The organism is Chloroflexota bacterium (assembly GCA_016235055.1).
GTDB lineage: Bacteria > Chloroflexota > Anaerolineae > JACRMK01 > JACRMK01 > JACRMK01.
Map to the genome: position 1 here is coordinate 61,239 of JACRMK010000047.1, position 19,061 is coordinate 80,299.

A 19,061-nucleotide genomic window follows, 5' to 3' on the forward strand; every position below is an offset into this window, starting at 1 on the left:
ACTCTGTGCCTCTGTGTCTTTGCGTTGATCTGTTTTCTTATCTTTTGTCGAAGCGGAAACTGCGCCGTGCGCTCGCGAGCCGCTCGAAGTAGGCGCGCGCGGCATCGCGCATCGCCGTCGCCAGCGCAAACAATTGATCGATCGCCAGATCGCCGAGTGTGTCGGCGTCTTCCGAACTGCCCGGCTCAGACTGCTTGTACATCAGGCGCTTGAGCCGTTCCCATTTCTCGCGCGCCGCCTCTTCTTTGAACACCATGCGCAGCAGGAACGGCACCGGCCGTTTGGGGTCGCCGAGGTACGGCTGCACGGCGGCATAGTAGCCTTTGCGCCCGGCCGGCGGATCCTTGCGGTCGTTCTGCCAGAGGAAGCGCAGCACCGACACCACGAAGTAGTGGAACGACGCCTCCTGCGGCGCGCCGTCCACCAGCGGCTTGAACAGCAGGATGAGCGCCTGGCGCTTGTCGTCGAGCTCGAAGCACGGCGCGACGACGGCGTAGATCGCTTCCGACGGCACAATCTTTTGCCCCATGGCGCCGCCGGTTGAGGTGTCCTGAAAGAAGCCGCGCGCGTTGACGATGCTTTCCAGCAGCGCCACTTCGCCGATGCGGAACTGCGCCGCGCCGCCGCGCGAGTCGCGCGTGTTGACGAGGAAGTGGTCTTCGGCGGCCTCGGCCAGATCCCGCAACTTGAGATAGCTGAACTCGACCGGCTCCAGATCGAGATACGGCACCACGGGCACCAGCAGGTTGCGCGCGCGCTCGTACACGCGCAGGATATCCTGCCCAGCTGGCGAGACCTCGCGCCGGTCTTTTGTCGCCGCGGCGTTGCCGTCGGGTCCCCAGCCGATGAAAATCGGGTCGCCGGCCTTGTTGCGCACGACCGTCGTCAGCTTGTCGACGACGATCTCCGGCGCGGAGCGCGCACTGTTCGGTTCCGGGGATGGCATGGCGTGGTTGACCGTGGCGCGCGGTTAGCGCGTCCGCCCGCGTGCGGGGCCGGGCCTCGGCGGCGGGACGACCGGCGCGGGCGCCGGCGGCGCGTAGAACGTGTTGACGACCGAGACTGCGTGGCCCAGTTGCGCGGCGGCCTTGACGACCGGCTCGATGTGCTGTTCGTAGTCGGACCGGATGAACGCCAGTATCTGGTCGCACTGGGCGATCTGCGCCTGCGCGATCTTGCGCACGCCGTCAATCGCCAGCACGATACGCCGCCGGTCGTAGCCGCGATCTTCGAGCTTCTTCCACGCCTGCTCGCCGGCCAGCTTCCGCGTGCCCACGATCTCCATGATGTCGTGGTCGAAGATCGTGACATTCTCGTCGCGCGGATTGATCAGCGGCGGCGTCAGCCAGCCGGGGGCGGCCTTCGCCGCGGCGCCGGGCGGCGGCGCAGCCGGCTTGTAGATCAGGTTGTGGAAGAACCGGCCGACATCGATGCGCGGCGCTTTCGGCGCGGGGGGCGGCTCGCTGTGCGGGAACTCCTTGTCATCAATGGTGAGCACGCCGATCGCAGTCTGGGCGTTGCTGAGGTACTGCGTTGCGGACTGCCGGTTGCGCTCCTGCTCTTGCTCCTCGGCCTCTTTGCGGCGCGCCACCACGCCGGGGTCGACATACGGCGGCTTGTCGCTGCCCTCCCACGTCGCCGCCACGAACGAGTTCCAGAACGCGGCCATCGCCGCGCCCAGTTGCTGGGTGACCTGCTGGACGGCGGCCAGCAGCATCTCCAGCGTGACCTTGCGCGCGCGCAGGAGGATGCCCGCCGCCGCTTCCGGCGTGTAGCCGTCCTCGCTCTCGGCCAGCAGCGCGGCCGCGAAGACGATCAGCGTCGCTTGCGGATCCAGCGCGGCCAGCCCGGGCGCGCCGAGCGTCTGGTCGCGCAGCGCCTCGGCTTTGAGCGGCGGTAGTTTCGGCTCGGATGCGGCGCTCATTTCGTCAGCACGACCTCGCCATCTTTCAGCGTGGCGCTGAGTTTGTCGCCGGCCTGGAACTCGCGGCGCAGGAACTTCTGCGCGATCGGGAAGCCGAGCTTGCGCTTGATCAGGCGCACGAGCGGGCGTGCGCCGTACTGCGCCGAGTAGCCCTCTTGCGCCAACTGCGCCTTCAACTCGTCGGAAACCGTGACCGACAGGCCGTTTTCGGCGAGCAGCTTGTTCAGCTTCGCCAGCTCGATCTCCGCGATCGGCGGCATGTCGGCCGGCTTGAGCATGTTGAAGACGACGACGTTGCTCTCGCCGTCGTCGGCGTTCTCGTCGCCGATGCGGTTCAGGAACTCCGGCCGGAACGTCTGCCGGATCAGCCCGCGCACCACCTGCTTGACCTGCGCCTCGCTGATCGGCAGGCCGTCGTCGCCGGTCTGCCCGATCAACTGGTACGCCTGCGCGCCGACGTTGCCGGTGAAGATGACGATCGTGTTGCTGAAATCGGCCACCTGCCCCTTGCCGTCGGTCAGCTTGCCTTCCTCCAGCAGTTGCAGCGTCGCGTTCATCACGTCGGGGTGCGACTTCTCGAACTCGTCGAACAGCACCACGCTGTACGGCTTGCGGCGCACCGCCTCGGTCAGCTGCCCGCCTTCCTCGTAGCCGATGTAGCCCGGCGGCGCGCCGATCAGCCGCGCGACCTCGTGTTTCTCCATATATTCCGACATGTCGAAGCGCAGCACGCCGTTGACATCGTTGAACAGGAAGCGCGCCAGCGCGCGCGCCAACTCCGACTTGCCGACGCCGGACGGGCCCATGAAGATGAATGCGCCAATTGGCCGCTTGGGATCCTTGAGCCCGCCCATCGCCGTGATGATCGCCTCGGAGACGACGTGGATTGCCTCGTCCTGCCCGACGATCGCCTTCTTGAGCTCCGCCTCCATGCGCAGGTAGCGGTCGGGATCATCGGGGGTGACGACGATCCCGGTCAGCTTTTCGAGCGCTAGGTCGATGTCGGCCGGATCCACCTGCCGGTCCGGCGTGAACGGCTTCGGCTGCAGTTTGCGCAGCGCCTCCGACTGGCTCATGCGGATGCCGACGACCGCCGTGTTCAGCAGTTCTAGCGGGTCGGCCGGGTACTTCGCGGCCAGCTTGGCCAGTTCGCCGATGGCGGCATCGCTGATGCCGAGCGCCAGGTTGGGCCGGCTGACCTGCTTTTCCAGGTCGGCTTTGCGCTGCAAGAAGATCTGCTTGATCTCGTCGGCCTTCAACGGCGGCGGCACGATGGCGCGCGCGCGCCGGTAGAGCGGCTTGACCTGCTCGGTCTTCCAGTCGGCCTCCGAGAGCCATGCGACGATCTTCGCGCCGTTGCCGGCGGCCGCGCGCTGCACGAGCGCGGCGGCGTTGCTGTCGGCCAGGCACTCCGCCAGGTTCGGGATGAAGACGATGCCGGCCTGCGCCTGGTTGAACGCCGCCATCAGTGTGTTGGCTGGGCTGGCGCTGAGGTCGTTGCGGTCGGGATCGATCAGGCTGCGGTAGTGCAGTATGCCGTCGCCATCGGCGGCCAGCAGCGTGGCGAGGTCGGCCAGCGCGGCATCGCCGTCGTATGCGCGCGGTGTTATCAGCACGACGAACGGGAAATGCTCCAGCGCGGTCACGATCTCTCCGGCCAGCGCGGCGCGTACGAGCGGGCGCGGCTCGGCCAGCGCCTTCGCCTCGGCCAGCCGGTCGCGCAGCATCTGGTGGCTGCCGGCGGGCGCAACAGGTGCGGTAGTCACCGGCGCGCCGATATTGCCTGCGGCGGAGGGCACAGCCAGATCCGGCGCGCGCTGGAAGGTCAGCACCACCGTGCCGGGTTCGAAATCGTCCTGCCGCCGCGTGAAGTCGGAGCCGGCGTAGCCTGGCAGCACGTCACTTGCGATTTCCGCGCCCCACTCGCTCAGAGTCGGCACCAGGATGGAACCCGGCTGGCTGGCGTCGGCGGCGATGGCGTCGCCGGTGTCAATCGGATGCGCCGTGGCGTACTGGCGGCTGACGGCGAGCAGGTCGCGCAGCGGCGCGCTGATCAGCAGTGGCGTTGGCCCGACCGTCAGCGTGCCGCCGACCGGCTCGGTTGCGGGCGCATCGAGCTGCGCTTCGCGCAGTCGCGCCACCAGATCAGCCAGGCTGCGCGGGCTATAGATGCTGCCGTCCGCGCCGCGCGTCATCGTGAGCGCATAGCGCAGGAAGCTGGCGCCGGAGCCTTTGCCCTGTGCGATCGCCAGCAGCAGGTCGGCCTTCGTCAGCAGCGAGCGGTGCGGCGGCAGGCTGCTCGCGGCGGCCGCCAGCGCTTCCTGCATGCGCGTGGAGACGCTGAACATGCCGGGCAGTTCCGGCACGGTCGCCGTGAGACGGCTATTGAAATTTTCGGTGCCTGTTGAGTACATGCCTGCGTCCTTGATGCCGCGCGACGGGCCATCCGTCGCCGTCGCCTGCGCGGCCATCTGACATTCTACCCGCAGTCCCGTATTTTGCAATCGCCGGGAGAGCGCGTTAGAACTCGGGGCGACGGTGCTCTGCCCCGTAGATGCATTATATGGTTGATGGCCGAACAAATCCAACACCAGATCACAAAGGGGGTGTATTTCAGATGGGGGCCGGTCCCATACGGCCCAACAAGACGTCACTCCCGCGAAAGCGGGAGTCCAGGGGCAACACCGCTGGATGCCTACTTTCGCGGGCATGACATAACGCGGCCGTAGCACACGCACGTCTCCATGACGCCGGTGAAATGCAGTCGCGCAACGGAGCGTATGGAGCTATGTTCTGTGCCTCCGTGTCTCTGTGGTTCGCTTGCCTTCTACCGCCAGCTGGCGAGTGCGCTTGACGACCGGGCAGGCCGTGCTACACTACCGAAATGGCTCTGATCTCTCTACGTGAAGTCACCCTCTCATTCGGCGGGCCGCCCCTGCTGGACAACATCAATCTGCAGATCGAGCGCGGCGAGCGCGTCTGCCTGCTCGGCCGCAACGGTACCGGCAAGTCGTCGCTGCTGCGCGTCGTCAACGGCGATCTGCCGCCCGATCGCGGCGCTGTCTGGCGCGCGCAGGACGTGCGCACGGCGTACATGTCCCAGGCTGTCCCGTTCGACCTGCACGGCACGGTGCACGATGTCATCGCGCAGGGACTCTCCGCCGACGACGCCGGTGATGCGTGGCAGCGCGAGCATCAGATCGCTAAAGTCATCTCGCAGACCGGGTTGACGGCAATGGCTGAAAGTGCCACGCTCTCGGCCGGGCTGAAGCGGCGCGTTCTGCTGGCGCAGGGCCTCGTGCGCCAGCCCGACCTGCTGCTGCTCGACGAACCGACCAACCACCTCGATATCGAGTCGATCGCCTGGCTGGAAGACTTCCTGCGCCGCTACGGCGGCACCATGCTCTTCGTCACGCACGACCGCATGTTCCTGCGCCGCCTCGCCACGCGCATCATCGAGCTTGATCGCGGCCAGTTGTCGGACTGGGACTGCGACTACGACACGTTCCTCGTGCGCAAGCAGGCCGCGCTGGAAAACGAAGCGGTCGAGCGCGCGCTGTTCGACAAGAAGCTGGCCAAAGAAGAGGTCTGGATTCGCCAGGGCATCAAGGCCCGGCGTACCCGCAACGAGGGGCGCGTGCGCGAATTGGAGCAGATGCGCCGCGCTCGCAGTGAGCGCCGCGAGCGGGCTGGCACGGTGCGCATGGCCGCGCAGGACAGCGAGCGGTCGGGTCAACTGGTCGTCGAGGCGGAGGACGTCAGCTACGCCTTCGGCGAACGGCCGATCATCCGCGGGCTGACCACCACGATCATGCGCGGCGACAAAGTCGGCCTGATCGGTCCCAACGGCTCCGGCAAGACGACGCTGCTGCGCATCCTGCTCGGCGAGTTGGCGCCACAGTCCGGCACGATCCGGCACGGTTCGCGCCTGAACATCGCGTATTACGATCAACTGCGGACGCAGTTAGACGAGGACCTTTCGGCCTACGAGAATATCGGGCAGGGCCGCGACCACGTCGTCATCAACGGCTCGCCGCGCCACGTGATCAGTTACCTGCAGGAGTTCCTGTTCGAGCCGGAGCGCGCGCGCCTCGCCGTGCGGGTGCTCTCCGGCGGCGAGCGCAATCGCCTGATGCTGGCCTGGCTGTTCACGCGCCCGGCCAACGTGCTGGTGCTCGACGAGCCGACCAACGACCTCGACGTCGAGACGCTCGAACTGCTCGAAGAGTTGTTGCTCGATTACGAAGGCACGCTGCTGCTGGTCAGCCACGACCGCGCGTTCCTGAATAACGTTGTCACGAGCGTGCTGGCGCTGGAAGGCGACGGCCGCGTCGGCGAGTATGCGGGCGGCTACGATGACTGGCTGCGCCAGCGCAAGGCGCAGAGCGCGCCGGTTGAGGCCGTACCAGCGCGCGAGAGCCGCGAGCGCCCGAAGCTGTCCGCCCCGCGACTGACGTACAAAGAGCAGCGCGCCCGCGAGGCGATGCGCGCCGAACTGGACGCCCTGCCGCAGCGGATCGAGACGCTCGAAACGGAGCAGCATGCACTCGCCGGCGCCCTGGCCACGGCCGACTTCTACAAGCAGCCTGCTGCCGACATCGTGCGCCACAACGAGCGGGTCAAAGCGTTGGTGGACGAGATCGCGGCGGCCTACATGCGCTGGGAAGAACTGGAAGCGGCGCTCAAATAGCGCGGCAAATCGCGGCACATCCGGCTCGGTGTCATGCCGGCGAAAGCCGGCATCCAGTGCTGGACTCTGGCTCCCATGAAATAGATCGCATCCTGTGGTAGGGCCAGGTCTTTGACCTGGCCGACCGGACGGGTCAAAGACCCGTCCCTAAATCGGCAGGACTATGTTCATGCGCGAGGTGTGCGCTCGCGGCGCATCACCAACTTTCGCCGGAATGACGGTCTGTGGGTGGGCGCGGCAATCGATGTGGCCGGATGCGACTATCAAATGAAAGGCAGATCACGATGACCGAGCACCTGGAAGGCAAACTGAGCGGCACGGCCGGACAGTTGTACTGGCGCGCCTGGCGGCCGGAGTCGCCGCGCGCGCTGGTTGTGATGATGCACGGTTTCGCCGAGCATATCGGACGCTACGCGCACGTCGCCGAATTCCTGACGGCGCGCGGCTATGCTTTCTACGGGCTGGACCACATCGGCCACGGCCAGTCGCACGGCCAGCGCGGCCACGTGCACGACTTTGGCGATTACTTGAAAGACCTGCACGCCTTCAGCAAGTTGGCGCAGTCGAAGGAGCCGGGCCTGCCGGCCTTCTTGCTCGGCCACAGCCAAGGCGGCCTGATGGCGCTGGCCTATGGCCTGACCGGCCCGTCCGATCTGCGCGGCATCATCGCCAGCGGTGCGGCGTTGCGCCTCTCGATGCCGGTGCCAGCCTGGCAACTGCATGCATCGCGCATCCTCTCGCGGGTCGCTCCGACGTTCAGCATGCCGAGCGGCATCAACAGCGACCACCTGACGCACGACCCAGAGGTCATCGCGCGCTACGCAAAGGGCGGCGACCCGCTGGTGTTCCACGTCGCGTCGGCGCGCTGGGCGATGGAGTTCTTCCGCGCGCAGGCCGAGACGCTGGCGGGCGCGGCCCGCTTCACCGCCCCGCTGCTGATGCTGCACGGCGGCGATGACCGCATCGCCAGCATCGACGCCGCGCGCGAGTTCTTCGCGGCCGCCGCTTCGCGCGACAAGACGATGCACGTCTACGACGGCTTCTACCACGAGATCTTCAACGAGATTGGCAAGGAGCAGGTGCTGGCCGACGTCGCCGCCTGGTTGGACGCGCGCGTGTAGCGGGGCGCGCACGAGCGATTCGGTATGGCAGGCACTGGCGGGCGGCTCAGATGCCTGATGGCCGCTCAGCGCATCGCTCAATGGGCGGCGGCAATCACGCGCGCCACGCGCGGTTTGTCGCGCAGGAAGCGCAGCGTCACGAACAGCGCGCCGAGCGCCATCAGCAGCGACAGCACGAACAGCGGGCGATAGCCGAGGCTTTGCGCAATCGTGCCGCCGATCAGCGGCGCGATAAACGAGATCAAAGCGGTCAACGTGTTGGACAGGCCGACGTAGAGCGGGCGCTCGGCGGGATCGGCGTAGCCCACGATCCAGTTCAGATAGCTGGAGAACCAGGTGCTGGTCGCCGCGCCCGATAGCATGAAGCCGACGTATAACGCCGGCGCCCCGACGCTTCCGGCCAGCAGCGCGCTGGCGGGCACCAGTGCCAGACCGCCGACCGCCAGCCGGATCGCCAACAGGTTACTGCGCGCGCCCAGTCCGGTGTACGCCAGCGCACCGGCCAGACTGCCGACGGTCTGCATCGCCAGCAGCAGCGGCACAGCCACCTCGCTCGCTTGCCCCAACTGCACCGTCGCGTAGCCGACGTAGAACGGGGCCGCCATCATGAACAGGCTGATGAGCAGACGCGTGATGATGAACGCCCGGAACGGCGCGTCATCGCGCAGCGCGCGAACCAGCCCGGACACGAAGGCGCCTGCAGCCGGCGCATCCGCGTGCGGAGCGCCGGCGGAGAGTTCGTGAAGGAAGACGCCCGGCAGAATTGAGAGGACGAGCAACGCCCCCGCCGCGCCGAACAGGATGGTGTAGTTGTCGGGGAACCCCGGCCCTCCATCGCCCAGAACGACCCCGATCAGCGGCGCGATGCCGAGCATCAGCACACTCGTGACGGCGGTCGTCAGGCCGAGCACGCGCGCCCGCCAGCGGTTATCCAGGCTGCTGCCGGACAGTTCGGCCCACGGAACACCGATCAGCCCATCGCCGAAGGCTGCCAGGCCAAAACAGATGAAAAAGGCCGGGAGGATCAACTCCGTGCGCTCCCGGCCGGCCCACAGCATGATTGCCGTGAAGATCAACATCATCGATCGGGCGGGAATATTGGGACCGACCAACCACCACTTCTTGCGCGTCTGGCGAACGATAATGCGAGCGACCAGCAGTTGCGGCAGCGTCTGGCCGATGGCCAGCAGTGTGCCGGATAGCCCGATCACGATCTCCGAGTCGGTGAGGTGGCGCACAAAGTCCGGGATCACGGTCGTCTCGCCGATGATGCCCATGGCGAGGTTGAACAGAATGTTATCGCTGAGGAAAGCGATGAAGTTGCGCCGATAGATGTGTTCGCGTCGCGCCGGCGACAGCGCAAGCGCATTGGGTTCGGTCTGGGCAAGCCTGGTTGTTGGGGGGCGTTCCATACGGTTATCAATTATACGTCAACCGGCTCCCTGAGCCGGTCAATGGGGGCGGCCAACCGGTGGTTGCGCTTCGACGGCGCATCGTGCCGCTCGGCGCCATCTTTGTCGGATTTTCATCACGTACTACGACAATTGAATGGCTCTGCCCCGATCGCCAGCAATTCTCAATTTGGAGTCTGTCCACCCGGTTGCCCCTCATCCCCTTAGAATCTCGCCCCCTCCCAACGAAGTTGGGAGGGGGTCGGGGGGAGGGCAACGCCGTTTTCTTGTCGAGCCAGCTTGCGTGACAAGCACCAGGGGGGCCAGTTCATAGCAAGCCGGCATTGGAAAGTACCCGTCCAAAGCCAAAATGAGAATTGCTGCCGATCGCTCCGCCAATTGACGCGCCATATCGGATGGGGTAACATTAAATTCTGCCGTCGTGTTGGACTTTGGATATTGGGATTCTCCCATCATCCCGTTGGGATTTGGAAATTGGGATTTGGAATTTGATTCACAGGAGTTCACTGCCATGTTCAGCCCCGATGCCGCCGAACTGTCCGCCGAGCCGTATCTGAAGCTGGCGCGCCGCGCCGCCCACCCGCGCCTGTGGGAATTGGTCGGCTACAACGCGCGCAACGAGCTGGAGCTCAACGGCGCCGGTCTCAGTTTCATCGAGGCGGTGCAGCGCTACGGCTCGCCGCTCGAGGTGCGCGACACGACGATCGTCGAGCGCCGCTGCCGCGAGTGGCAGAAGATGGGCCGCGAGGCGGCCTGGGCGGCCGACTACGACCCCGACAAGCTGGCTTACGCGTACGCGACCAAAGCGCGCGAGCGCGCCGAGGTCGTGATGGCCGCCTACCGGTCGGGCTACGCCATCGAGACGTCGGGATCGCAGAACCTTGAGGACATCAAGTGGTTAGCCCAGCACGGCCTGATCAAGCTAAAGGGGCTGCGGCTAATCCATAACGGCTTCAAGCCGGAGCCGCACACCGAATCCGAGGCGCTCGACCTCGACCGCATCGCGCCGCGCAAGTCGCGCATCGACTTCGTCGACGCTCCGCACAAGGTGGAAGCGACGGCTGACGTGCCGTACGCCGACTACATCAACCTGCTGCGCAGCCTGGGCGCCGACTCCGTGACGGTGCTCGATTCCGGCGAGTTGAACATGTTCGCGCAGGTCGGTGAGGTGCCGTCGATGGAAGTCGGCATCCGGCTGAAGTGGGGCAAGTTCGCGACCGACGCCGAGGCCGCCATCTACACCAACCGCTTCGGCATGACGTGGCCCGAGGCCGAGCGCACCGCCGAGACGATTCAGCACATCGGCCACCTGAAGCTGACGATGCTGCATACGATGGTCAGCGCGGCGGAGGATATCCCGGTCGAGAAGTTCACCGCCTCGCTGATGCTGGCGGCGGACAAATACTTCCAGTTGAAGCAGCGGTACCCGTCGATGCGCTACCTGAACATCGGCGGCGGCGTTCCCCCGCTGGCGGACAACTACGATCACCGCGCCTTCCTGGAAGCGCTGTTGAGCGGCGTCAAGGCCAAAGCCGAAACGCTCGCGCTGGAGCCGCCGACGATCGTGTTCGAGAACGGTAGCCTGGTGGCGGCCGACGCCAGCTACCACGTCTTTGAAGTGCGGCAGTGGAAGTCCAACAGCGTCGACGCCAGCGGCCAGCGCGTCAACTGGGCGATCCTGAACGGCAGCATCATGGTGACGCTGCCCGACACCATCGTGCTCGGCAAAGCGTTCGACTTCCTGGCCGCCAACAATGCCGGCAACCCGGCGCTGCCGGTGCTGCTGGGCGGCACGACCTGCGACGGCGACGACCATTACCCGCGCGATTTCAGCAAGCGGGTCTGGCTGCCGTACGCGCAGACCGGCCAGTTCGTCGTGGCGTGCCGGCTCGGCGCGTACCAGAAGCAGATCAGCGGCGAGCGCGGCGGCCACCACAGCGCGCAGAAGGAACCGGCCGAATTGGTGCTGGCCGAGGGCGCAGACGGCCGCATCAAGACGCGGCTGATTCCCCGCCAAACCCGCGAGGATATCCGCGATATCTACGGCTACAGCGAGAGTATGCTGCCGCTGCTGGAGCACCTCAAGGCGGAGAACCGCCGCGACTAGCGGCTGGTCAAAAGATCTAACCACAGAGCCACAGAGAGGAATCCGTTTAGGGTATTCTTTGTGTCTCTGTGTCTTTGTGGTGGAAGGTTTTCTTGTTCTGGATTGTCTTTAGCGCCAGTAGAGCACCAGCCCGGCCAGCGCGGCCAGCAGCAGGATCGCGTTGACCGGCACGCGCCGCGCGATAGCGAGCGCCGCGCTCACGGCGACAATCGCCAGGCGCGCGACGTCGAGGCCGTCGGTGCGCAGCAGGTCGGCCAGAATCACCACGCCGATGCCGCCGATGACGAGCACCACGCCGTCGAGCAGTCCGTGCGTCGCCGGATGGTTGGCGATGCGCGCGTGGCCGCGCTGCACCAGCAGAACGAATAGCGGCGGCAGCAGCATCGCGATAGTCGCCAGCAGCGCGCCGAGGCCGCCCCCCACCAGATAGCTGAGGCTGACGACCCACAGGCCATTGGGGCCGGGGCTGAGTTGGCCGACCGCCAGCGCCTCGGTGAACTGCTTCTCCGTGGCCCAGCCGAGGTCGATCAGGTCGGCGTGCAGGCTGGGCAGCGGCCCGAAGCCGCCGGTCGAGAACAGGTACGCCTTCAGCACCAGCCAAAAGAACAGCAGCCAGTCCATCGGTTATGCGCCCCCCGCGCGCCGCGCGGACCAGGCGTACGCCGCCGCGCCGCACAGGCCGCCCAGCAGATACAGCCAGATGACCGGCGGATTGAACAGCCGGAAGACCGCTGCACTGCCCGCCAGAATGCCGAGCGCGACCAGCAGCATGCCCGGCCCGCGTTTGCGGTTGCCGGCCAGGATCGGCCGGATATTGCGCCAGCTCGTCGCCAGGCTGACGCCAACGATCGCCGCGAAGACCGTGCGCAGCGCCGCCTGCACCGGCGGCAGTTCGCGCACGCTCGAATAGACTGCCGTCATCGCCACCGTGATCGCCGCGCTGGGCAGCACCAGCCCGGCCAGTGAAACCACAATGCCAGGCCAGCCGCCCAGCCGCTTGCCGATCGTGATCGAGATGGCGATCAGCGTGAGGCCGGGGGTGATCTGGCACATCGCCAGGATGCGTGCATACTCCTCGGCGCTCAGCCAGCGATGCTTGTGTATGAAGTTTTCCTGGATCAGATACTGCACGATCGCCCCGCCGCCGTACGATGTGGCGCCGATGCGCAGCCAGGTCAGGAACAGCCGCGCGTGGGTCGGCGCGGGCGCGAGGCTCGGAGAATCATTGGGCGTCGGCATGGGTGGAGGCGGACTGCGGTCAGCCGGTCGAGCGACCGTAGCTGGAAGGGGATCAACCAACTCAGCCGCGCCCATGATAATCCAGTTCCGCGTGGCGCGCAACGCGCGCGGCACCGCCGCGCAGCCCCCGCCCGCGCTCGCCGGTTGACACGCGCGCTCCATTTCTGATACCATCGCCCTATGAGCGCGTGACGATTGATTTCATGCGCAGACGCGCCGTTCAGCAGCACGCCGAGGGCGTGCGACGAGCGGCTGGGAAGGATGCAGAGAAGCCGTCACATAGGCTATGTGGAACCAGGGGAGGAATCGCATGCAAAAAGTGCTCGTTGACATTCACGGCGCCGGCAAGCAGATGAGCAACTTCCACGACGAGGCGCGCGCCGCGCTGTCGAAAATCATGGGCGCGACACCCGTCAGCGTCCCAGCATGGTACGCTGATTTGTCGAACATCGGCTCGCCGGTGTACGGCGACGATGATGCCGGCCTGGCCCCCGGCGCGGTCGAGTTTCGCCGCGAGTTCCGCCAGGCGATCCGCGACCAACGCGCGGCGACCGACGCAGCCCAGCCGGCCGCCGGAGCCGAATACGGTTTTGCCGAAAACGCGCTGTTCGTCGCCGACCTCGTCGCCGATGTGACGCGCTACCTGTACGACGCCGGCCTCCAGCCGAAGGTGCAGCAGCGATTGATCGATGCGCTGGACAAGGCGGCGGCGCTGGGCGACGCGATCGTGCTCGTCAGCCACAGCCTCGGTACGGTCGTGGCCTACGACGTCCTGCGCCAGGGCGCGTCGCGTTGGAAGGTCGCCGAGTTCATCACGATGGGCAGCCCGCTCTGGAAAGTCGTCAAGGCGGGTGGTGCGCGCGCGGCGGATACGGGGCAGATCGCGGTGCCAGCAGTACCGCGCTGGCGCAACTTCTACGACACGAGCGATCCGGTCGCCAACGCCATTGGTCCCGCCTTTCCGGGCTATCGCGTGGAGGACGTCTACTTCGAGATCGCCCGCGAGCCGGTCGCCTCGCACGACTACTGGCACAACGCCGAAGTGTTGACGACGCTCGCCGCGGCCCTGCGCTGATCGCTCCGAGCGCATGGACGACCTGACGCTCCACATCGGCGGCGCAGCCGACCCGCGCTTCGTATCGCTGGCAGACGCGGCCGGACGTGCGCTGGCGGCACGCGCGGTCGCGCTGGATCCAGCAGCCCTGCGGCGCGCGGCCGCCACGGCCGGGTTCGGCGTGTTGTTGAGCGGTGCGCTGTTCGACGACGCCCTGCGCGATGCCCTGGCCGCGCACACGCCGGCGCACGTGCGGCTCGACGTAGCGGCGGAGGCGCGTGACCTTGAATCGCTTCGCTGGGAATGTCTCGTGCGGCGGGCCGGCGCGCTCGACGTGCCGCTGGCGGCGCACCCGGCGACGCCGTTCTCGCGCCTGTTCGACGCCGGCGCGGTCTATGCGCGCGCCCCCCAGGCGGGCTGGCCGCTGCGCGTCGTCGCCGCGATCAGCAACCCCGTCAACCTCGAGGCCGAAGGGCTCGCGCCGCTGGACGCCGAGGCCGAGTGGACCGAATTGCAGCGCGCATTCGCGCCCCTGCGCGGGCTGGCGGTGCTCGAGCGGGTGCCCGCGCCGGTCAGCCTCGATGCCGTGTTGCAGGCGCTGGAGGCGGGGCCGGCGATCCTGCACTTCATCGGGCACGGCCTGTACGATGACGCGCAGGGCCGCGCGATGCTGGCGCTCGAGAACGGCGCAACGCGCGCGCTTGAACTGGTAGACGACGGCGCGTGGCAACGGCGGCTCGCCGCGCTGGCCGTCGCGCCACGGCTGATCGTGCTGGCGGCGTGCGAAAGCGCAGCGCGCGTGCGTGAGGGTGCGCTGACCGGCATGGCGCCCGCGTTCGTACGGGCCGGGGCCGGCGCGGTCGTCGCGATGCACGACCGCATCGGCATGGACGCGGCCCGCGCGCTCGTTTTCCATTTCTACCGCCGCCTCGCCACGCACGGCGAGATCGACCGCGCGCTCAACGAAGCGCGCAGCTATCTGCTCGACACGACCGTGCGCAGCTGGTCCATGCCGACGCTCTATCTGCGTCGCGGGGCCGAACGGGTATTCGCCGCGCCGCCCGAATCGCTGGAGGCGCCGCCCGCCGCCGAAGGCGAAACGCTCATCCTGATCGCAGAGTTCCAGGGCGACGTCAACGCGGCGTTCGAGGTGCGCCTGCGCGACCGGCTGCAGAAGCAGATCGCGGCCAACGCGATCGGTGCGGCGCGCGTCGTCTACCTGCAGCACAACGCATTCGGCCCCGATGCCGACGACCGCGTGGCGCAACTGGCGGCGCGCTATGCCGCGTCGCTGGTCGTGTGGGGCTGGTATGATCTGGGCGGCGGCGGCTTCCAGGCGCGCTTCACCGCGACCGACGCGCTAACCCAGTTCCGCGCCCACGACCTGCAAGCGGTTGCGGCCGGCTCGGCGGTCGGGGGCGATCTGGTCACGCCGCAGGACCTGGCGGTCTTCGTCCAACGTACCCTGCCCGCGCGCGTGGACTTCTTCGTGTTCTTCGCGCTCGGCGTGCTGCGTTACTGGGCGCAGGACTACGACGCCGCCTTCGCTGCGCTGACCAACGCAATCGACGCAGCGGCGAACTTCGTGCCGCCGCCATCCGGCCTCTCCGACGCGTATTTCTATCGGGGCAACATCAACGCGTTCCACCGGCAGGCGCGCGCGGAGGCGATCGCCGACTACACGGCGGCCCTGCGCGCCGGTCAGCCGCCGGTGGTCGTGAAATCTGCCGTGCCGCCGGTGCGCGGCGCGAATGTGGCGCTGGCATCCGCCGCCTTCAATCTCGGGCAGGCCTTTCGCGCGCAGGCGGAACAGCGCCGCCTGACCGGTGACGCGAATGGCGCCGGCGATTCGTACAAGCAGGCGCTCGACGCCTACGGCGATGCGCTGATGCATGACCCGCGCAATGCGCCGACGCTCGAGATGCGCGGACTGACGCATTGGGAACTTGGGAATGCCGCCGCCGCTGGCGCCGACTACCGCGCCGCGCTGGCGCTCGCACCGAGCGCCGAAGTCCACAACAAACTGGCCATCGCCCTGGCGGCGCAAGGCGATATGCCCGGCGCGCAGGCGGCGTTTGACGCGGCGGTGCTCCGCGCGCCCGAGCGCGCCGATTACCGTTACAACCGCGCCCTGCTGGCGCGGCGACAAGGACGAGCGACCACTGAGGCGGGCGATCTGGCGGCATATTTGCGGCTGGCGCACAACCCCGCCGACCGCAGTGCGGTGCGTGCGCGACTGACGGAATTGGGTTGGACGGACGACAGCTAGAGCGGTTTGCGGAATAATCTGATATGGTGCCGCATAGGGCTGCACACCGCAGGTAGGGACAGGCCTTTGGCCTGTCCGGCGGGCCGGCGACGTGTCGCACCCTTTGGGGTGTCAAAGACCTGCCCCCTACGCGGTGAACCGTATGGCGTGCGCGATGTTATTGCACAATGCTCCAGCGACTTCGGGAGGAGGAGACCATGTCGGGTTCAAACCTCGATCAGAGCGGATTTCGGATGGATCGCAGCACCGGCAAGCGCGGCGGGCTTGCCGGGCAAACCGGGATGATCGCGCAGGCGTACGGCGATGCGACGGCGATCCTCGGCCGGCCGTGGCCGGTGCCGCCGCCGAACGTCGAGTTCGTTATCCCGCAGCAAGATGCCGTCGGCGTCGAACTAGCGCACCTCGTGCTGCGGCTGCGCGAGGCAGTCGGCAGTGCGGCCCCCAGCCAGGCGGCGCCGCTGGGGAACGTCGTGGAAGCGCTGGTCCGCGCGCTGCGTGAGGCGGCGCCGATCGGGTCCGCCGCCGTACCGACCGATTCAGGCGCGACGGCACGTCTGCGCGAGTTGCGAGCGGCGGTCGAGCAATTGGCGGACGCCACGCCGGTTCAGCCGGCGCTGGCAGCGATGTGCGCGTTTCCTCCGATTGCCGCCAGATTCTGAAAGGAGAAGTATGCCCGGTTCACATCCTGATCAAGACGACTTCCGCATGGATCGCGGTGCCGGCAAAACGCCCGGCCCCGGGGGGCGCGGCGGTCGCGGTTCCGACATCGACTCCTCGTACGAGGATGCGACGGCGATCCTCGGCCGGCCGTGGCAAGCGCCGCCGCCCTATGTGCAGTACGTCGTCACGATGCAAGACGCCGAGGGCGCCGCACTCGCGCAGAAATTGACGCTCCTGCGGCGGTTGGCGGGCCTCGGCGTCGTCTTCAGCCAGCCATCGCCGCTGGGGGATGCGGTCGAGGCATTCATTCGTGCCTTGCGCGAGACGGCGCCGACCGATCGCGCAATGAACGACCCGCCGACCGCCCCAACGCTGCCCGATCCGGCCGTCGTCGCGCACCTGTGCGACCTGCGCGCGGCGATAGAGCAACTCGCGCCGGAGGCGGCCGTCCGGCAGGCGCTGGATGAGGTCTGCGCGTTTCCGGCGATTGCCGGTCGGATGTGAAACAGGAGATTCGTCAGGTAGCGACGACCTGACGAGTCTTGCTTCGTGCATGCGCCTGCAATCTACGTCGGCGGCTTGTCACCGGCGGGCGCCGGATCTTTCGGCGCTTCCGCGCCGGGGCGTTTGGCCGCTACCGCCACATGCTTGTCGATCAGCGCGCTGAGGTCGGCCACCGCCGCCTTGTTGATCGCCTCCAAATCCGCCTGCATTTTCTCCGCATCGTTCGCATACATCAACCGAGTCCAGTACGTGTTGTAGATCAGGCCGAGCCACGTGATGAACTCAAGGTTCTGCTCGAGCGCGCGCAGCGGCTGGCCGATGAAGAAGGCGAGGAACGTCACCACGCTAATGCCGCCGAAAATCGCCGCGAACTCCCAGCCGCGCCAGACCGACAGCAGCGCGGCGACGACGAAACCGGCCAGGCCGACGATGTAGAGCGTGCGGTACATCCAGACGGTCAGCCAGTAAGGGCGCATGAAGGCGTCGAGCAGTTTTCGAAACATCTCGCTGTTCTGCTGGAAGCCCATCACGGTGTGCTTCTTCCACGCGTCGTACACGTCGGGGTCCACCTTGCCGCGCGGTTTGCCGACCGGCGGCAGGTATTCCTGCTCGCGGTCGGCCGGGCCGGGCAGGGCGTCGCCGGGCGTCAGATTGGTGCTCATCGGGTCAGCTCCCCGCCGTGGATTTCACGGTGTCATGTCATTGACGCGCAGGCGCGCACCCGGGTCGCCGAGCAGGATGTGCGCCCGCGCATCGTTCCGTTCCTGCCACCAGCGCGCGACCTCATCGGGGTCATAGTGCAGGTGCGCACTGACGGCTTGCATGCGCTCGACCAGTTGATGTGATAATTGCACGGCGCGGTCATGGATATCGCGCAATGAATGGCCGACCGGCGCGCCGCCGAGCAGGGTGCCAAGCGCGCGCTCGAAGCCGAGCAGACTCGGCCGATCCCGCAGGTTAAGGTAAGAGTATCCGCGCGCCCGCTCCACGTGTCCGACGAAGGCCAACGCGCCGCGCGCCAGCAACTGCATCGGCAGGCCGGCGACAAACGGCCGCGCGGCGATCACCGGCGCGGCGAGGCCCTGCGCCGGCGCGTAGTCGTCGCGCAGCGGCGTGCCCGCGCTGAAGCACGCGAACGAGAAGACCGCCATGCCGTGCGGGTTGGCGGCCGTCGCGTCCGCGCCGCCAAAGGAGTTGCCGGTTCGGCAGGGCGTGTCGAGTTCCCATTCCTGCGTGACGAGCGCACCTTGCACGGCCTCTTGCCCGTCGTACGGCTGGCGGTAGCCGTAGCCGTGGCCGGCCGTGAAGACCAGTGCGGGTGGGCGAGCCTGCGCAAATTGCGCGGCGAGGTTCGCCTTCAGCGCGTCGGCCGCAAAGAAGCCGCGCGGCTTGAAACCGAGGTCGGGATCGAGGCCGTCGTGCAGCGGCTTCGCCAGCAGATTGCAGCTTAGATACGTCGGGCGGTCGTCTGTATGCGCCGGCGCCCAGAAGGCCGCTTCCTTGCGCGTCGGAACGGCGGCGTCGGTCTCGTAGGCGATCAGGTGATCGACGTACGCATCGTAGTCGGCGGCGCGCGGAAAGCACAGCCGGCCAGTGGCATACTCGCCATCCAGTTCGAACTGCAGGCGGAACGGCACGCGCTCCGGATCGCCGGCAATCAGCAGGTAGTATGGTACCTTCTTCGGCTCGCCCGTGCCCGGCGTAACGTCGTGGTCGGCGAGGAACTCGGCAGCGGTCGTGGTGTCCGTCACTTCGAACATGCCAGGCGCAAAGCCGAGTTGCCGCTCGCGGTGCGCGGCGAGCCGCTCGACCGCTGTGCGGACCGCAGGGTCTTCACCCTTTCCGAGGATGACGCCCCAGCGCGCTTTGCGCATGTCTTCGAGGTTGACACCGAAGCCGAGGTGCCGGCCATCCTTCTGCTCGGCTGCGCTCTTGAGCGCGTCACGCTCATCAGAAGTTAGCGCGGTGTACTCGGCGCGCGCGCGCGCGACGATCACATCGGCGGCGACCGGTTCGCTCAGATAGCGGCCGGTCAGCGCGTCGATTCCCGTATAGTGTACTAATCGGTCGGCGTTGGACAT

15 protein-coding genes are annotated in these 19,061 nt (G+C 67.2%); 7 read left to right on the forward strand and 8 right to left on the reverse strand.

Annotation, left to right across the window (positions count from 1 at the left end; translation table 11 throughout):
- Positions 1-37: 37 nt before the first annotated feature.
- Genes HZB53_11545 through HZB53_11555 form a run of 3 tightly spaced genes read right to left on the reverse strand, consistent with a single transcriptional unit; the run spans position 38 to position 4,395 of the window.
- Positions 38-946: a hypothetical protein gene (locus HZB53_11545; GenBank protein ID MBI5878274.1), complete on the reverse strand. Its 909-nt coding sequence runs from the start codon at positions 944-946 to the stop codon at positions 38-40.
- Between the two features lie 24 nt (positions 947-970).
- Positions 971-1,924: a hypothetical protein gene (locus HZB53_11550; protein ID MBI5878275.1), complete on the reverse strand. Its 954-nt coding sequence runs from the start codon at positions 1,922-1,924 to the stop codon at positions 971-973.
- Positions 1,921-4,395 (reverse strand): ATP-dependent Clp protease ATP-binding subunit, encoded by a 2,475-nt coding sequence (locus HZB53_11555; GenBank protein ID MBI5878276.1) that lies wholly within the window; start codon positions 4,393-4,395, stop codon positions 1,921-1,923. The genes HZB53_11550 and HZB53_11555 overlap by 4 nt, the downstream gene beginning before the upstream one ends.
- A gap of 413 nt (positions 4,396-4,808) precedes the next feature.
- On the opposite strand from HZB53_11555, the gene HZB53_11560 reads away from it, so the two are divergent.
- Both HZB53_11560 and HZB53_11565 read left to right on the forward strand, forming a co-directional pair.
- Complete coding sequence (locus tag HZB53_11560; protein MBI5878277.1) at positions 4,809-6,614, forward strand: ATP-binding cassette domain-containing protein; 1,806 nt, start codon at positions 4,809-4,811, stop codon at positions 6,612-6,614.
- A gap of 284 nt (positions 6,615-6,898) precedes the next feature.
- Complete coding sequence (locus tag HZB53_11565) at positions 6,899-7,735, forward strand: alpha/beta hydrolase (GenBank protein MBI5878278.1); 837 nt, start codon at positions 6,899-6,901, stop codon at positions 7,733-7,735.
- A gap of 77 nt (positions 7,736-7,812) precedes the next feature.
- On the opposite strand, the gene HZB53_11570 is transcribed toward HZB53_11565, so the two are convergent.
- Entirely contained in the window at positions 7,813-9,147 is a 1,335-nt protein-coding gene (locus HZB53_11570) for an MFS transporter (GenBank protein ID MBI5878279.1), read from the reverse strand.
- A gap of 511 nt (positions 9,148-9,658) precedes the next feature.
- Between HZB53_11570 and HZB53_11575 the strand changes: the two genes are divergently transcribed.
- On the forward strand, positions 9,659-11,254 hold the full coding sequence (locus HZB53_11575; protein MBI5878280.1) for a hypothetical protein: 1,596 nt from the start codon (positions 9,659-9,661) through the stop codon (positions 11,252-11,254).
- A gap of 108 nt (positions 11,255-11,362) precedes the next feature.
- On the opposite strand, the gene HZB53_11580 is transcribed toward HZB53_11575, so the two are convergent.
- Both HZB53_11580 and HZB53_11585 read right to left on the reverse strand, forming a co-directional pair.
- Positions 11,363-11,875 (reverse strand): chromate transporter, encoded by a 513-nt coding sequence (locus HZB53_11580; GenBank protein MBI5878281.1) that lies wholly within the window; start codon positions 11,873-11,875, stop codon positions 11,363-11,365.
- 3 nt (positions 11,876-11,878) lie between these two features.
- Positions 11,879-12,493, reverse strand: a complete 615-nt coding sequence (locus tag HZB53_11585) for a chromate transporter (GenBank protein ID MBI5878282.1) — start codon at positions 12,491-12,493, stop codon at positions 11,879-11,881.
- 310 nt (positions 12,494-12,803) lie between these two features.
- Between HZB53_11585 and HZB53_11590 the strand changes: the two genes are divergently transcribed.
- The 4 genes from HZB53_11590 (at position 12,804) to HZB53_11605 (ending at position 16,980) form a co-directional block, all read left to right on the forward strand.
- Positions 12,804-13,568 carry a hypothetical protein gene (locus HZB53_11590; protein MBI5878283.1) on the forward strand — a complete coding sequence of 255 codons (765 nt, stop codon included), beginning with the start codon at positions 12,804-12,806 and terminating at the stop codon, positions 13,566-13,568.
- Between the two features lie 13 nt (positions 13,569-13,581).
- Complete coding sequence (locus tag HZB53_11595; GenBank protein MBI5878284.1) at positions 13,582-15,816, forward strand: CHAT domain-containing protein; 2,235 nt, start codon at positions 13,582-13,584, stop codon at positions 15,814-15,816.
- 197 nt (positions 15,817-16,013) lie between these two features.
- Positions 16,014-16,475 (forward strand): hypothetical protein, encoded by a 462-nt coding sequence (locus tag HZB53_11600; GenBank protein ID MBI5878285.1) that lies wholly within the window; start codon positions 16,014-16,016, stop codon positions 16,473-16,475.
- Positions 16,476-16,485: 10 nt separating this feature from the next.
- Complete coding sequence (locus HZB53_11605; protein ID MBI5878286.1) at positions 16,486-16,980, forward strand: hypothetical protein; 495 nt, start codon at positions 16,486-16,488, stop codon at positions 16,978-16,980.
- 62 nt (positions 16,981-17,042) lie between these two features.
- Here the strand turns inward: HZB53_11605 and HZB53_11610 are convergent, their stop codons facing one another.
- Positions 17,043-17,642 carry a hypothetical protein gene (locus HZB53_11610; GenBank protein MBI5878287.1) on the reverse strand — a complete coding sequence of 200 codons (600 nt, stop codon included), beginning with the start codon at positions 17,640-17,642 and terminating at the stop codon, positions 17,043-17,045.
- 24 nt (positions 17,643-17,666) lie between these two features.
- Complete coding sequence (locus tag HZB53_11615; protein MBI5878288.1) at positions 17,667-19,061, reverse strand: hypothetical protein; 1,395 nt, start codon at positions 19,059-19,061, stop codon at positions 17,667-17,669.

Coding starts and splice junctions, on each gene's coding strand:
- HZB53_11585 (MBI5878282.1), bottom strand. CDS start 12,493: ATGCCGACGCCCAATGATTCTCCGAGCCTCGCGCCCGCGCCGACCCAC.
- HZB53_11595 (MBI5878284.1), top strand. CDS start 13,582: ATGGACGACCTGACGCTCCACATCGGCGGCGCAGCCGACCCGCGCTTC.
- HZB53_11570 (MBI5878279.1), bottom strand. CDS start 9,147: ATGGAACGCCCCCCAACAACCAGGCTTGCCCAGACCGAACCCAATGCG.
- HZB53_11545 (MBI5878274.1), bottom strand. CDS start 946: ATGCCATCCCCGGAACCGAACAGTGCGCGCTCCGCGCCGGAGATCGTC.
- HZB53_11550 (MBI5878275.1), bottom strand. CDS start 1,924: ATGAGCGCCGCATCCGAGCCGAAACTACCGCCGCTCAAAGCCGAGGCG.
- HZB53_11575 (MBI5878280.1), top strand. CDS start 9,659: ATGTTCAGCCCCGATGCCGCCGAACTGTCCGCCGAGCCGTATCTGAAG.
- HZB53_11615 (MBI5878288.1), bottom strand. CDS start 19,061: ATGTCCAACGCCGACCGATTAGTACACTATACGGGAATCGACGCGCTG.
- HZB53_11580 (MBI5878281.1), bottom strand. CDS start 11,875: ATGGACTGGCTGCTGTTCTTTTGGCTGGTGCTGAAGGCGTACCTGTTC.
- HZB53_11560 (MBI5878277.1), top strand. CDS start 4,809: ATGGCTCTGATCTCTCTACGTGAAGTCACCCTCTCATTCGGCGGGCCG.
- HZB53_11610 (MBI5878287.1), bottom strand. CDS start 17,642: ATGAGCACCAATCTGACGCCCGGCGACGCCCTGCCCGGCCCGGCCGAC.
- HZB53_11555 (MBI5878276.1), bottom strand. CDS start 4,395: ATGGCCGCGCAGGCGACGGCGACGGATGGCCCGTCGCGCGGCATCAAG.
- HZB53_11590 (MBI5878283.1), top strand. CDS start 12,804: ATGCAAAAAGTGCTCGTTGACATTCACGGCGCCGGCAAGCAGATGAGC.
- HZB53_11600 (MBI5878285.1), top strand. CDS start 16,014: ATGTCGGGTTCAAACCTCGATCAGAGCGGATTTCGGATGGATCGCAGC.
- HZB53_11605 (MBI5878286.1), top strand. CDS start 16,486: ATGCCCGGTTCACATCCTGATCAAGACGACTTCCGCATGGATCGCGGT.
- HZB53_11565 (MBI5878278.1), top strand. CDS start 6,899: ATGACCGAGCACCTGGAAGGCAAACTGAGCGGCACGGCCGGACAGTTG.